Consider the following 15,164-nt stretch of genomic DNA (forward strand, 5'->3'; position numbering starts at 1 on the left):
CTTTGCCCGATATGCCGCTTTGCTTTGCCCAATTCGCCAGCGGCGCTAAAAGGGCGCGCATGTCCACTACCTTCACACTCGATACTTCCACCAGCCGTGCCAATCCTACCCCGGCGCCAATGCGGCGGCTTACCGTGCCCCGCATCAGGGCGCGCAAGGTAGATGGCGTGACCGAAGAACCCATCGTGGTGCTGACCGCCTATACCGCCCGGCAGGCCCAGTTGCTCGATGCCCATTGCGACCTGCTGCTGGTGGGGGATTCGCTCGGCCAGGTGATCTATGGCCTGCCCTCCAGCGTGCCGGTAACGCTGGAGATGATGGCCGCCCATGGCGCGGCAGTGGTGCGCGGTTCCTATCATTCGGCGGTTATCGTCGACATGCCCTTCGGCTCTTACGAGCAGTCCCCCGCCCAGGCCTTCGACAGCGCATCGCGCCTGATGAAGGAAACCGGCTGCGCGGGCGTGAAGCTGGAAGGCGGCGCGGCTATGGCCGAGACGGTGGAGTTCCTCGTCAGCCGCGGCATCCCGGTGATGGGCCATGTCGGCCTCACTCCGCAGGCAGTCAACGTGCTGGGCGGCTATGGCCCGCGCGGCCGCAGCGAAGCCGAAGCCCAGAAGATCGTCAGCGACGCGCAGGCCCTGTGCCGGGCCGGTGCCTTCTCCATCGTGGTGGAAGGCGTGATCGAGCCCATCGCCGTGGCAGTGACGCAGGCCGTCGCTTGCCCGACCATCGGCATCGGCGCTTCCGCGCAATGCGACGGGCAGGTTCTCGTCACCGATGACATGCTCGGCATGTTCGAGCGTGTACCCCGCTTCGTTAAGCGCTATGGCGCCATCGCCGAGGAAATCTCGGCCGCCGCCGCGCAATATGCCGAGGAAGTGCGTTCGCGCACATTCCCCGGTCCCGAACAGACCTATCAGCCCGAATAGAAAGCCCCTGCCTTGCTGACCCATTTTCGCGGATCGATCTTCTTTGCCATCATCTGCCTTGCGCTGGGCGCATGGTATGGCTGGGAAAGCACCGGCTCGATTGCCGGCACGGCGCAGATGCTGTGGATCATCGCCGTCCTCTCGGTGCTCGAAGTCTCGCTGAGCTTCGACAATGCGGTGGTGAACGCCACTGTGCTGAAGGACATGGACGAAGTGTGGCAGAAGCGCTTCCTCACCTGGGGCATCGCCTTTGCCGTGTTCGGCATGCGCGTGGTCTTCCCGCTGGCGATCGTGGCCATCGCCGCGCATATCGGGCCGTGGGAAGCCGTGAATCTCTCGCTGAACGAACCCGCGAAATATCAGGAAATCGTCTCGTCCGCCCATGTTGGCATTGCCGGTTTCGGCGGGGCATTCCTGGCCATGGTCGGCCTCGAATTCTTCTTCGACAATGACAAGGAAGTGCACTGGATCGGCGCGATCGAACGTTTCCTGGCCCGTGTGGCCGCCGTGGAAGCCATCGAGATCGGCGTGCTGCTGCTGGTGCTGTGGGGCGTTTCCGGCCTGCTCGATCCGGCCGAGGCCCTCACTTTCCTCGTCGCGGGTATCTTGGGCATCGTCACTTTCATCTCGGTGGGGGCGATCAACACCTGGCTGGAAATCCGCGACCAGAAGCGCGCGCTGGCCGGGGCCGCCGTCCGCAGCGGGCTTGGCGGGTTCCTCTATCTCAACGTGCTGGACGCCAGCTTCAGCTTCGACGGCGTGATCGGCGCCTTCGCCCTGTCCAACAACATGATCGTGATCGCCCTGGGCCTGTCCATCGGCGCCTTCTTCGTGCGTTCGATGACGATCATGCTGGTGAAGAAGGGCACTCTCACCGAATACCGCTTCCTCGAACATGGCGCCTTCTGGGCGATCATCGCGCTGGGCGGCATCATGCTCGCCTCCGCGAAGTTCCATATTCCCGAAGCGGTCACCGGACTGATCGGTGCCGTCCTGATCGGGCTGTCGCTGTGGTGGTCGGCCCGCCACAACCGCAAATACGGCGTGGCCGAAGACCTCGACTGACGAGATCGACTGACAGGCGGGCGGCCGTCCGACCGGGCATGGCCGGCCACCGCCCCTCACGCTGCTATCAGACGGCGTGCCTCGCCAGGCGACTGGCAAGCGGGGCCGAGAAGACGAGCTGCAGCAGGTGATAGACCAGCACCGGCAACAGCACGATCCCGGCCACTTCCGGCGGGAACAGCACGGCAGCCAGCGGCGCGCCCATGGCGATGCTCTTCTGTCCGCCGGAAAACAGCATCGCGACCCGGTCGCCCCGGCTCAGCCCGACGATCCCGCCCAGCACCCACGAACCACCGAAGGCAAAGGCGATCAGCACGCAGACGCCGCCCACCAGCCCTGCCCAGGATGACGGGCCGAGCCGGTCCCAGATGCCCTGCTCCACTGCGCCCGAGAAGGCGACATAGACGGCAATGGCAATGGACGTGCGGTCCATCCAGGTGGCGAGGTGGCGATGTTCCTTCACCAGATGGCCGAAACGATGCTGCGCGATCTGGCCGATGGCGAAGGGCAACAGCAGCACGAGGCCGACCTTCACCAGCCCATCCGTATCGATCCCCACGCCGGCGCTTCCGGCAAGCGCGGAAAAAAGCGGCGCGGTGACGAACACGCCCATGATGTTGAGCAGAGCCGCGGCCACGACCGAACTCGCCACATTGCCCCCGGCAATCGAACTATAGGCCGTGGCCGACTGCACCGTGGAGGGCAGCGTGCCGAGATAGAGGAAGCCCAGCGCCACCATCGGGGGCATCAGGCCCGCCAGCGCATCGGTGAACAGATGCGCCATGCCCCAGCCCGCCAGCGCCATCGCGCCGAAGCACCAGAAGACGAGCGGGGCGAGGAAACGCAGATTGCCGATGCCCTTGATGACCTCGTCGCGTGGCAGACGCAGACCGTTGAGCAGGAACAGCAGGAACACCGCCGCGTTGGAAATGAACTGCGCAATTGTGCGTGCCTCGCCCTTAACCGGCAGGATCGTCGCCAGCAGAATCGCGCCGAGCAGCAGCCGCACCAGCGGATCGACGTAATGCAGAACGCGCTTCACCATGCCCGGATTCCCGTCGAAGTTGACAAGGTTGACACAGTCCATGGAGCAAACTTCCGCACCCCTCCGACGGGGCAGGAAACAGGCGCGATGGAAGGGGAGCGGCATGGGGTTCTGGGACAGAGCATGGCCCGCCGCTAGCAGCTTTTGCCGGTGTAGGAAAACGCTCTCGCTACCGGTCATGCGGTGGGTTTCGGGATGCTGGTCCGGGTTCGCGCAGAGACGCGGGAGTGCGGAGAGAATTGCGCTAGACTTGGCCTTGTTGGTCATCCCGGACCGGTTCCGGAATCCCGCTTTCAGGCGCTCGCAGAGGCGCGGAGGAGGTTGCATCCGGTCGCGATAGTTCGCCCCAATTCCAACCCTTGCTGCTGGTCCCCGCCTGCGCGGGGATGACGAGAGAGTGGGTTTGGCGCGACACCTTCGTGTTCTCGGCGCTCTTTGCGCGAAGCCCGAACAATCCGCGTCCCCACGCCTCCGCGTGAACGAGCCCAGCAAAGCCTAGCCGCCAGGCAGCCGCCGCGCCTTTTCGAGCAGTGCGTCGGCTTCCTGCTTGCGTCCCGCCGCCTCCAGCACGCGCGCCAGCGTCAGCACGGCACGCCGGTTGGTGCGCTGGGAGGCGAAGCTCGCCTCGGCCTCCGCAAGTGCTGCCTGCCCCTCGCCGCGTCGCAGGGCGGCATCGGCCAGCGTGGCGTAAAGCAGCGGATCGCGCCCGCCGCCATCGCGTTGCCCTGCCGCGAAACGGAGCAGGATCTCCGACCGCTTCCAGTCGCCCGCCCCGGCGGCGAGATAGCCGAGATATTCGGCGGCTTCCCCGTCTTGCGGATGCTGGGCGAGATAGGCACTCAGCACTGCCCGCCCTTCCCGCTCCTGCCCCAGCAGGCGATGCGCCGCGACCATCCGCTCGACCAGCGGGAAGCTGCGGCGAATCTGCGCGGCGGAGGAATAGAGTTCCAACGCGCGCACCGCCTCGCCTCGCGCCAGGGCGACGTCTCCGGCCAGCACTTCGATATCGGCGGAGCCTACGAAACGCCGCTGCAATTGCGCGACACTGGCCTGAGCCTCATCCAGTTGCCCGGCACCGAGCAACTGCCGCAGCCGGGGCACGGCAGCATCCACCCGCGCAGGATCGTCGCCCCAGCGGAACAGCGCCAGTTCTCCCGCCTCGCCCAGCGGCAGGGGCAGGACACCGCCCGGTGCGGGATTGCTCGCCCGGTCCAGCAGCGGGGCAGCAGCCGCACGGTTGCCCATCACTTCATAGGCACGACCAACCAGCGTGAGCAGATAGGGCGAGGCATCGGCTTGCCCTGCGGCCGGGCCGTAGCGGGCGATCACTTCGCTCGCATCGCCATTTTCCAGCATCGCGCGGCCCAGCAGCAGGGCAACGCGGTCATTATCGGGTTGGCGGCGGGCCAGCTCGTCGAGCACGTTGACGGCAAGTGCCCAGTTCTCCGCCCGCATTTCCAGAATGCCTTCCAGCATCATCGCGGCGGGCACTTCGTCGAACCGGTCCTGCGTGCGCCAGAGCAGGCGGCGCGCGAGATTGTAGTTCCCCGCCCGCGCGGCGAGCACGGCCTGGAGATAGAAGGCGCGCGGGTTCTCGCCGTCCAGCTCGATCATGCGGCGGGTAATGCGCAGCATCTCCTTCGCCTGGCCCGCCTCGCCCAGAGTGGCGGCATATTCGCCCAACAGCGAAAGGTCGTCGGGAGAGTTCTTCAGGCCCTGTTCGAACCACGGCAGGGCCGCAATCAGCCCTTCCCCATCGCGGGCAAGCTGCCCCCGGAATTCCAGCGCGCGCGGGTCTTTCGGGTCGCGCTTCAGTGCCTCATCGGCGGCAGCGAGCGCCTGATGATGCTGCCCCGCGCGATAGCGCAGGCGGCCGAGGTCCACCCACATTTCCGCTGTGCCGGGATCGCCTTCCAGCGCCTTGCGGAAGGCCTCGGCGGCACCATCGAGATTGCCCTCGGCCATTTCCAGCCGGGCGAGCATGTGGAAGCCGTGGCGGCGCTGGTCCGGCGCGAAATTGCCTTCGCCCAGCCAATGGCGGGCGTCGGCATAATCCTCCTGCAACAGATAGGCTTCGCCCAGCAGGGCGGAAACCGACTGTTCCGGCTCCCCCGCATCCAGCGCCCGGCGCAGGGCCACTTCCGCCGCCACACCGTCCCCGCGCTGCAAGGCCTCTCGCCCCTGCTGCAGCTCCGCCCGCGCGGCATCCTGCGCCGCCAGCAGTGGCGGTGCCGCGACGATCAGGGCGAGCGCGGCCAAAGCCGCCCTGCCCCGCCGCTTTCGTCCGGGATCAGGCGTGGAGGTCATACTGCTTTAAGAGGTCGTAGAGCGTCGGCCGGCTGATCCCCAGCAGCTTGGCCGTATTGGAGATATTGCCTTCGCTCCGGGCCAGCGCATGGCGGATCACCCGGCGGTCGGCCTGTTCGCGCGCGCTCTTGAGGTTGAGCGGCTGGGCGTCATCCTCCTCCGCGCCTTCCAGATCGAGATCGGCGGCATTGATCAGCTTGCCATCGGCCATAATCACAGCGCGCTTCACCCGGTTCTCCAGTTCGCGCACATTGCCCGGCCATTTCCACGCATCGATCGCGGCCAGCGCATCGGCGGCGAAGCCCTTCACCTGCGGGTTCATCTCGCGCGCGAACCGCTTGAGGAAGGCCTTGGCGAGCAGAGTGGCATCGCCCGGACGTTCCGCCAGAGTGGGGATTTTCACCACGATCTCGGCCAGGCGATAGAACAGGTCCTCGCGGAAGCGGCCATCGGCGATCATTGCCTCCAAATCCTGATGGGTGGCGCAAACAATGCGCGTATCGACCGAGATCGACTTGCGCCCGCCAATGCGCTCGATGGTGCGTTCCTGCAGGAAGCGCAGCAGCTTCACTTGCAGGGGCAGCGGAATGTCGCCCACTTCGTCAAGGAACAAAGTGCCGCCGCTGGCCAGTTCGATCTTGCCCTCTGTGGTCTTCACCGCCCCGGTGAAGGCGCCCTTTTCATGGCCGAACAACTCGCTTTCCAGCAGGTTTTCCGGGATCGCTGCGCAATTGATCGCCACGAAGGCCCCGCCCTTGCGGTCGCTCGCATCGTGCAGGCCGCGCGCCAGCAATTCCTTGCCCGTACCGCTCGCCCCCAGCAGCATGACCGAGACGTTGGTATTCGCCACGCGCTCGATCGTGCGGGCCACGCGGACCATTTCCGGGGCTGCCGTGATGAGGCCGCCCAGCACGGTGTTGCCATCGCCCGCACGGGTTTGCAGGGCGCGGTTTTCCGTCTCGATCCGGTGGAGATTGTAGGCCCGGCGCACGATCAGCCCCAGTTCCTCGATATCCACCGGCTTCTGGTAGAAATCATAGGCCCCGCGCTGAATGGCATTGAGCGCGCTTTCCCGCGCGCCATGGCCGGTGGCCACGATGACTTTCGTGTCGGGCTTGATCGCCATGATCTCTTCCAGCACGGCAAAGCCTTCGCTCGTCCCGTCAGGATCGGGCGGCAGGCCCAGATCGAGCGTAACCACCGGCGGCTCTTCCGCGCGCAATGCCGCAATCGCCGAGGCCCGGTCGCCCACGATGGTGACGTCGAAATCGTCATAGGCCCATTTGAGCTGCGCCTGCAGGCCCGGATCGTCTTCGACAATCAGCAGCTTGGGCAGGGATTTGGGCTTACTCTCGGACATCATGCAACCTCGGCTTTGCCGGACAGGCCCGAGCCCGGCCGGATTTCCTTATTATCGAATTCGCCATCGGCGAGCGTGGCCAGCGGCAGGCGGATGATGAAGCGCGTGCCGATCCCTTCGCGGCTTTCCACGTCCAGCCGGCCGTTCATCGATCGGATCAACTCGCGCGCCTCGAAGGCGCCAATGCCGAAGCCGCCGGGCTTGGAGGAATGGAACGGCTTGAACAGGCGCGACCGGATAAATTCCGCGCTCATGCCGGTGCCGGAATCGAGCACTTCGATCCGGCAATTGAGCCCATCGGCCAGCACGCTGAGCAGCACGGGCGTGTCGGGATCGCTGGCGTCGATGGCGTTCTGCACCAGATGGACCAGCGCCTGCTCGAAAGACTCCGACTTGGCCAGCAGCACGCAATTCTGCCGTTCCACCAGATGGACAGGATGCTGCGCGGCGTAGCGGCGCACCACCTTCTCCACCGCGGCAACGGCGTCCACCTGCTCGGGCCGTTCATTGCCCGACGCGCCGTAACGGCTCAGGCGGGCGAGCAGCGCATTGAGCTTGTCGGTACTGTTGCGCAGGGTGACGAGCATGTCGGCGCGGAATTCCGGCTTGTCCGCATGCTTTTCCGCATTGCGCGCCAGCAGGGAAAGCTGGCTGGCAAGGTTCTTGATGTCGTGCATCACGAAGGCGATGCGGCGATTGAACTCGTCGAAGCGATGCGCCTCGCCCAAAGCTTCCTGCCCGGCCTGTTCGGCCAGATAGCTGGCCAGCTGCTGGCCGACCACGCGAAGCAGGTCGAAATCTTCCCAGTCCAGCCGGCGCACGACCGGCGGCCGTGCCAGCACCACGATGCCGATCAGGCGTTGATAGTGGATCAGCGGCACCATGGCCCAGGCGCGGCGGCTTTCCGCCAGCCATTCGGGCACATGGCGGCTTTCGCCATGGCTCTGGCGCCCCTGCCGGACATCGTCGAGATCGACGATGAAGCGATGCTGTTCGAAGAAATGCGCCGCCTCTGCACCCAGCGCTTCGGCGGGCACGTCGATTTCCGGCCATTGCCAGCGGGAATCGAGCGTGAAAGCACCATCCTCGCCGGGCGTGAGCAGCAGGCCTGCCGGGCTGTCGGTAATGTCGGCCACGGCCTGCACCACGCGTTCGTGCAGCGGCATCACCTGCTCCCCGCCTCGGGCGATGGTCTCGGTAAAGCGCAGCCATTCGGCGCGATAATCGTAGCGGTGCTGAAACAGATGCTTGGCCAGCATCACCCGGATCCATCCCCGCAAGCGGCGCGACGGCAGGATCAGCAGCGCGGCAATGCTCGCCGCCGCCAGGAAGGCCAGCTGGATAAGATGGGCAAAGTCGCTGCCGACATAGGCAAGGCCCTGCACCACCACGACCATGCCCACCAGATAGGCGCCGATCACCAGCAGCGAGAAGGACTGGAACGCCACCGAGCGCGAGGGCCGCAGGCGCAGTTCATTCGCGCCGTTGGCCGTACCCAGTGCCAGCAGCGTCACCATCGCCATCGCAATCAGCCCGCGCATTTCCCCAAGGGTCTGCGGCAGGCTGCCGGTAAGATAGGCCACAGTGTAATAATTGAGATCGTAGAGCCACATCGCCGCCAGCGCGGCCGCGGGCCAGCGCAGGGTCAGCCGGCCCGCAGGCGAGGCACCGACATAGAGGTTGTGCACCAGCACCAGTGCCCCGACAGCGCAGAGCAGGCGGAAGGTGATCGAGACATGGAAGATCGTCTCGGTGATCTCGGGTTGAGAGGTCACGCGGGCGGCAAGCAGGATCAGGCCGAGCTGGAGCAGTTCCACGAAGGCCAGCACGACCACGACCGGCCGGATCGGGCGCACGCTTTCATGGCGCCCGTCATTGGCGAAGAGCCGGTAAAGCGCCCAGAACCACACGAGATAGCTGACGCTGAAAAGGACCTGAGTGCCGATGGCGCCATTACCGGCAACAGCCACCGACACTGCCCACAGGCCAGTGACGACCAGTGCGGAAACCAGCGCATCGCTTGCCTGGCCCAGCTTCGCCCGGCGCGGATAGAGCCAGGCGCCAAGGCCGAGCAGCGCCGTGGCGCTCGCCACATGGAGCGCGACGATCAGTGTGGTCCACACCCCGCCCATCAGCGTGCCCCCTCATGCCACAGCACCACGCGCAGGGTCTGCAACAGGATCAGCAGATCGAGGAAGGGCGTGTAGTTCTTGGCATAATAGAGATCGTATTCCAGCTTGTGGCGCGCATCCTCAATCGAGGCGCCATAGGGATAGTTGATCTGCGCCCAGCCGGTGATGCCGGGCTTCACCATGTGCCGCTCCGCATAATAGGGCAGCTTGTCTTCCAGATCCTCGACGAATTGCGGGCGTTCCGGACGCGGACCGACAAAGCTCATCTCGCCTTTCAGCACGCTCCAGGTCTGCGGCAATTCGTCGATCCGCACCTTGCGGATGAAGCGGCCCACGCGAGTGACGCGCGGATCGTCGGCCTGCGCCCATTTGGCGCCGTCCTTTTCCGCATCCATGCGCATGGAGCGCAGCTTGATGAGTTCGAAGGTCTGTCCGTAAAGGCCCACGCGGGTCTGGCGGAAGAAGGCCGGGCCCCTGCTGTCGATCTTCACGATCAGGGCGAAGAGCAGGATCAGCGGAAAGGTCAGCGCCAGCAGGATCGAGCTGGCGAGGATGTCGAACATCCGCTTCGCCACGCTGGAAACGGCGCGGCCCGAACTGAAACCGTCGGAGAAGATCAGCCACGACGGGTTGACCGTATCGAGATCGACGCGGCCGGTCTCGCGCTCCATGAAGCTGGAGAAATCGTTCACATGGACGCCGGCGGTCTTGATCCGCAGCAGGTCCTTCATCGGAATGGCATTGCGGCGCTCTTCCAGCGCCAGCACCACTTCGGACACGCCGAGATTTTCCACATAGCGGTTGAGATCGTGGATCGCCGAACGGGGGATCGCCTCTTCCACCACGAGCGGCTTGTCGGTCATCGCGATGTAGCCGACGATGGAAAAGCCGCTTTCCGGACGCATGCCCAGATCGCGCAGGCGCTGGGCGCGCATGCCGGAACCGAGCACCAGCACACGGCGGCGGAAGGCATTCGCACCAAGGATGCCGCCCACGATCAGCCGGTTGAGCATCAGGAACAGGATCGAAATGCCCATGGCGTAGGCCAGGGTCGAGCGCCAGAACGTCTGCCCCGGCACGAGAAAGTCGATGAAGGTCAGGGCAATGACGCCCAGGCTCACCGCCACCAGCAGCCGCGCCCCGGCAAAGCGCATGGAACGCAGCGCATCCGCGCCATAGACGCCGACCGCGATCATCGCGGTCAGCACCACGGCCGCCGCGCCCGCCATCAGGGGCAGGCGGTCGGCAAACAGACCCATGGATATGCCGATCTGGCCCGCCCGCAGCTTCCACGCCACTTCGCCGGCCGCAATCAGCAGGCCGAAATCGAACAGGCCCAGCAGCAAGACCGCATGCGGAATGTAATGCTTGAAAAGACGGATCATCACCCAAACCGGCCAGCGCCCGCCAATTGCGGACGCATGCAGGCATAATCGCCAGAGGTGAAATGTCGGTAAATTTTACAACGAGTATCGAAACATCCGCGATAGCGCGATTTTCGCAGTTACCTGAGGATTTACCATGGCTTCCGGCCGAGACGCCTCAGGGGCGAGTGACGGAAACCTTTACCCATATTGCCGGATCGCCGGATATCTCGCCCCGTTCCACTCGGCCGATAAAGGCCAGTGCAGCGTCGGCGAGACCCTCCGGGCTGGAGAAGGAACAGGCGCCCGATTCCCGCTTCATGCCCGCGAAATCGCCCGGCGTATCGTCGCAATCGGCCGAATACATGTAGAGCCGCCCGCCGGCCGCGCGCAGCGGCTGGTAGAGATAGACGACCTCGGCATCCTCCCCGTCTCCGGCATCCTCATCCTTGCCTTCATATTGGGCGAGGTACCAATCGCCCTTCAGCTTGAGATAGCGCACGGCGATATGCTCGCCGCCCTGCCGCACCTCATAGGCACGACTACCCGTGGCGGCGATGACGAGATCGCTACGAGCCTCTTCGTCCAACCCGCGATAGGTGCCGGTAAAATCCACCGCTGACGAATTGTCATCCGTCAGCAGCGGCCGGTCCGACAGCCAGCAGGCCGACAGCAGGCAGGCCAGCGTGGCGACGAGGCTTGAGCGAATAAAGCCGCGCAGATTCACAGCCCTAGCCCAGCCGGATGCTCGCAATTGCCCAGCCGCCTTCGCGCCGGACATAATCCGCCTTCAGCAGGCGCTGCTCGCTGCCGCGATGGGCGGAATTGCCCTGCAACAAGGCCATCTGGACCAGCGTGTTGTCGCCTTCCAGCGCGTGTTCCGTCTCCACCGTGCAGGCGTAATGCGCGCTGGCCCGCGCGCCGTCTTCCGCCAGTTCGAAATAGGCGGGCTCTTCCGCGTCATCAAGCGAGAGGCGCGTGGCGCCATGGGCCAGGTGCGGCGCCTTGCCATCGGCGAAGAGCGAGGCCGTCGCCTCTGCCCCGGCACCGTTGAAACGGCGCAGGAAGCTGCGGTTCAGTGCTTCGATGGCCCGCGTATCCTCCAGCCGGGCGAGCCGGGCCCGGCTGCCGTCATCCGCCATGGCGGCGGCCGTGGCAGGCCCTGCCACCACCGCGATCGGCGCCGCGACAATCGCTCCTGACTTGAGGAAAGAGCGACGTGAAGTCATGGGTTTACCAGTCATTCTTCGAACTCCTTCTCATGCCTTGTTCTTGAAGAAACGATCAATGTCGAACTTGCCGGCATGGCGCGCATGGGCTCCCACCTGGCTCATGCTCAGGCCTTCCTGTCCGCAATGATAGCCGATGCCGGAATCGTGCATGGTGCGCATGTTGATCACGATGGTGCCCAGCGTGCCGTTGCAGGCATCTTCCAGCCAATAGGCGAAATAGAGATCGTCGCGAATTTTCACGAAGTCCCCCGGCCCGCTCCATTCCAGCCCGCCCGCACCCGTATCGGTGAAGATGATCCACGATACGGTATGCGGCGTGGAATAGAGATGCATCGAGGTGAGGCCCGGCGCGTAATTCCAGGTGATTGCCCGGCCGAGCAGATCGTTGGTCCGCTGGTGCCGGCGCTTGCCCGCCGATGCCAGCCCTTCCATCTCGATCACGCCGAACAAAGTCCGCGCGCCCGCCTCGTTGGCGAAGAACGGGGTGTTGAGATAGCCGTTGAAGGTGGTGACTAGGCCGCTTTCGAAATCGGCGCAGATCGAATGCCCGTCATGGTCCGGCTCGCCTTCCAGCACATGGCCGAACAGGATCACGCCGGGCGACGGTTCATAGGCCTGATAGCGCGCCGTCACCCATTTGCCGCCATCCTTGCGCCACTGGAGCGAGTCCGCACCGGTCACCTTGTAGTCCATCACCGGCCCGCCATCGTAGCGCAGGGTGAAGCTCTTCCCCGAAAGCCAGTCCACCGCGGGCAGGCCATTGGTCGCCATGCCCGCAGCGCCGCTGCCTGCCCCGGTGCGCGGGGCAAAGACGCGGGTGTTCTCCTTCACGGCCGCCGCGACTTCCGCCCTGGTCATCTTGGGCATGGTGCCCAGCGGACGATAGACCCCGCGCGCGCCCTTGGCGTCAGGATCGAGCGTGCCGGTCTGGCCCGGTCCGGGGCGCGGCTTGGCCGGGCCACCGCTGATATCGCCGAACTTCTCGAACTGGGCGATTTGCCCAAGCCATTCGCCCGTGCCGGAAAAGACGCGGAATTCCAGTTCGTCCGCCGCGTTGAAACCCAGCCGCAGGCCGACCTGCCGCAGCCGGTCGAGATCCATCAGATAGGCAGTGAAGATGCCTGAAAACTCGCTCTCCGTGCGAGTGTAGAGATAGAAGCGGTCGTCGATCTGGATGTAATCGGACGGCGCGCAATAGCCCTGCCTGCCGTCCAGGCGAGTCAGTTCGACCCAGTGCGAATAGGAAATGGAGGGGAAGAATTCGAGCGTCTCGTCGCCCGTATCGGTCTTCCAATAGAGGCCCTTGCCCTCAGCCCGGTTGGTCGGCCGGTGACGATCCGGAGGCGCGTCCTTGCCTTTCTCGAACAGATAGCCCTGCCATACGGCACGGCTGACTTCGCGCTTTGCATCCTGCCCGCCGAACCACAGTTCGAAAGCGGTGACCAGCCCGGTGTGATTGTCCACCGCGACGGCATATCCGCGCAGCGTTCCGGGAAGCAGGTGCGCGAAAAAGGTGAAATGCTCCAGCGACAGCGCGGCATAGCCCGCATTCATCGCATCCCCGCCATTTTCCGACAGGATCAGGCGGTTGCCGGTCATGAAGCGATAGGAAAGCGTCGGCCCGGCATTCGACCCATCCGCGTCAGTGACGATCTGCATCGTCTTGCCGGCGAGCGACAGTTCCAGGCTGGAGGCGCATTGCGGGCCAGCCATGGCCACCTTGTCGACAGAAGCGCCAATCGCGGCCTCGCTCAGCTTGGTCCAGTCATAGCGATAGAGCTGCACGTCGGGATAGGCTTTCCCCGGCATCGTTTCCCCCTCATTCCCAGCGCCCCGCCTCAGCCGGGCGGGATTCGCAAGTGAGGAGCCTATCATGCGGCCACGCCGCGTCCAGCGTCCAAACGCTCCGCTTCCGGCTACATCCCGTAAGTGAAGACCAGCAGAAACGAGAGCGTCGCGACCATCAGCAGGACGAGCGGCACGCCAGCCCGGATATAGTCGGCGAAGGTATAATTGCCCTCGCCCATGATCAGCAGATTGGTCTGATAGGCGATGGGCGTGGCGTAACACAAATTGCAGCCGAACAGGACGGCCAGGATCAGCGGCTCCTGCGGCAGGCCCAGTTCGCTGGCGATGCTGAAGGCAATGGGCGTGCCGATCGTGGCGGCCGTGGCGTTGGACGCGAAATTGGTCAGCACGGTCACGAACAGCATGATCGCCGCCAGCACTGCTGCGGGCGGCAGATGCTGCAATCCCAGCGCCATGGTCTCGCCCAGCCAGGCCGCCGCACCGCTTTCCAGAACCAGTTGACCAAGCGCGATGCTGGCCGCGACCAGCACGATGACCTTGGCGGACAATGCGCGCCCCACCCGGTCGAACTTCACGCAGCCGGTGATGAACATCAGGATCGCGCCGGCCAGTGCCGATATGGCGATGGGCAGCAGGCCGAAGGAAGCGAGGCCAATCGCCCCCAGCATGATCCCCAGCGCGATGAGAGCCTTGGAACGGCGCGGCACCTCGCGCGCACCGTCAAGGATCAGCAGCGCGTCATTGCGGGCAAATTCCTGCAAGTCCTCGATCAGGCCCATGGCAAGAAGGACATCGCCCTCCCCGATTTCCAGTTCGCCCGCAATCGGCGACGGCGGCCCCATCAGGCGGCGCGGCTTGTGAATGCCCAGGATGGCCGTGCTGTAGAGATCGGCGATTCCCGAAGTGGTCAGGGTCCGGCCGATCAGGCGGGAATCCGCCGTCACGGCCATTTCCACCACCACGATATCGTCGCCCTTAGCGCGGGCCTTCCGCTCGATCCGGTCGATTGCCCAGGCGGGAGCAGCCTGCCCCTTGAATAGCCGCATCGCCTCTTCAAGGGCTTCATGCGTGCCTGACACGCGCAGCCGATGCCCTGCCTCAAGCGGGCCGGAAAAATCGGCATCGAAAGCAAAGCCCGCCGGAAGGTTCACGCTCACCTGCTCGATCGTCTTGCCCTGTAGCTCGCTGCCTGCAGGAACCCGCAAGATCGCGGCGAACCGGCGCGGCTCGAAGGTCGCTTCCTTGCTGTGATCCGGCAATATCCGCGGCATCACCAGCCAGAGATAGGGCAGCGCGACCAGAGCGGCAGTGAGCACGATGGGCGTGAAATGGAACACGTTCATGTGCGGCATGCCCAGATCGCGCGCGATCGAAACCACCAGCAGATTGGTGGAGGTACCGATAGTCGTGGCCATCCCGCCGATCAGCACTGCCGCATTGACCGGCATCAGGGTCTTGGAAGCGGGCATTGCGCCATTGGCGGCAAGCTGCACGAAGATCGGCAGCAGCAGCACCAGAACCGGCGTATCGTTGACGAACATGGAGAGAGTGAAGGCGATCAGCAGCGAAACCAGCATGCCCAGCTGGTGATTGATGGCCCACACCCTGCCCAGCAGCCGCGCCGCGGGATCGAGCGCGCCGGTTACTACAAGCCCCCGCCCCATGATCATCAGCGCGCAGATGGTGATGAGAGCGTAGTGGCCGAAGCCCGAGAAGGCGAGCCGCAGCCCGTCGGTCGGCTGGCTATGCGGCAAGGGATAGAAATAGAGGCCAACCGCGATCAGCGCGATAGTGAGGAGCGAGACGATCTCCGCCGGCATCCGTCCGCGCGCGAAAGCGACGAACATGCCGATGGTGAGAATTATGGTAGCGATGGCGTGGAGGGACGGAATGGCAATCATTGCCGCAAGCCTAGCAAGGC

At 64.8% G+C, this 15,164-nt stretch carries 11 protein-coding genes; 2 read left to right on the forward strand and 9 right to left on the reverse strand.

Annotation, left to right across the window (positions count from 1 at the left end; all coding sequences use genetic code 11):
* Positions 1–59: 59 nt before the first annotated feature.
* On the forward strand, positions 60–929 hold the full coding sequence (gene panB / locus WFP36_RS02570) for a 3-methyl-2-oxobutanoate hydroxymethyltransferase (protein WP_336977576.1): 870 nt from the start codon (positions 60–62) through the stop codon (positions 927–929).
* 12 nt (positions 930–941) lie between these two features.
* Positions 942–1,994, forward strand: a complete 1,053-nt coding sequence (locus WFP36_RS02575) for a DUF475 domain-containing protein (RefSeq protein ID WP_336977578.1) — start codon at positions 942–944, stop codon at positions 1,992–1,994.
* Positions 1,995–2,061: 67 nt separating this feature from the next.
* On the opposite strand, the gene WFP36_RS02580 is transcribed toward WFP36_RS02575, so the two are convergent.
* The 9 genes from WFP36_RS02580 to WFP36_RS02620 form a co-directional block, all read right to left on the reverse strand.
* Complete coding sequence (locus tag WFP36_RS02580) at positions 2,062–3,039, reverse strand: bile acid:sodium symporter family protein (protein WP_336977580.1); 978 nt, start codon at positions 3,037–3,039, stop codon at positions 2,062–2,064.
* Positions 3,040–3,534: 495 nt separating this feature from the next.
* On the reverse strand, positions 3,535–5,298 hold the full coding sequence (locus WFP36_RS02585) for a tetratricopeptide repeat protein (RefSeq protein ID WP_336977582.1): 1,764 nt from the start codon (positions 5,296–5,298) through the stop codon (positions 3,535–3,537).
* 31 nt (positions 5,299–5,329) lie between these two features.
* Positions 5,330–6,706, reverse strand: coding sequence for a PEP-CTERM-box response regulator transcription factor (gene prsR, locus WFP36_RS02590; protein ID WP_336977583.1), 1,377 nt, complete (start codon positions 6,704–6,706; stop codon positions 5,330–5,332).
* Positions 6,706–8,838: an XrtA/PEP-CTERM system histidine kinase PrsK gene (prsK, locus tag WFP36_RS02595; protein WP_336977585.1), complete on the reverse strand. Its 2,133-nt coding sequence runs from the start codon at positions 8,836–8,838 to the stop codon at positions 6,706–6,708. The genes prsR and prsK overlap by 1 nt, the downstream gene beginning before the upstream one ends.
* Positions 8,838–10,223 carry a TIGR03013 family XrtA/PEP-CTERM system glycosyltransferase gene (locus tag WFP36_RS02600; protein ID WP_336977587.1) on the reverse strand — a complete coding sequence of 462 codons (1,386 nt, stop codon included), beginning with the start codon at positions 10,221–10,223 and terminating at the stop codon, positions 8,838–8,840. The genes prsK and WFP36_RS02600 overlap by 1 nt, the downstream gene beginning before the upstream one ends.
* 157 nt (positions 10,224–10,380) lie before the next feature.
* A complete protein-coding gene (locus WFP36_RS02605) occupies positions 10,381–10,983 on the reverse strand; it encodes a hypothetical protein (protein WP_336977589.1) in 603 nt (200 codons plus the stop codon).
* Positions 10,934–11,446 carry a hypothetical protein gene (locus WFP36_RS02610; RefSeq protein ID WP_336977591.1) on the reverse strand — a complete coding sequence of 171 codons (513 nt, stop codon included), beginning with the start codon at positions 11,444–11,446 and terminating at the stop codon, positions 10,934–10,936. Before WFP36_RS02610 ends, WFP36_RS02605 begins: the two co-directional genes overlap by 50 nt.
* Positions 11,447–11,461: 15 nt before the next feature.
* The gene (locus WFP36_RS02615; RefSeq protein WP_336977593.1) at positions 11,462–13,243 is read right to left on the reverse strand and encodes a MoaF N-terminal domain-containing protein; all 1,782 of its coding nucleotides are present in this window, start codon (positions 13,241–13,243) and stop codon (positions 11,462–11,464) included.
* A 107-nt stretch (positions 13,244–13,350) separates the two neighbouring features.
* Complete coding sequence (locus tag WFP36_RS02620) at positions 13,351–15,144, reverse strand: SLC13 family permease (protein WP_336977595.1); 1,794 nt, start codon at positions 15,142–15,144, stop codon at positions 13,351–13,353.
* Positions 15,145–15,164: the final 20 nt, after the last annotated feature.

It is taken from the genome of Fulverythrobacter fulvus (assembly GCF_037154085.1).
Lineage (GTDB): Bacteria > Pseudomonadota > Alphaproteobacteria > Sphingomonadales > Sphingomonadaceae > Andeanibacterium > Andeanibacterium fulvum.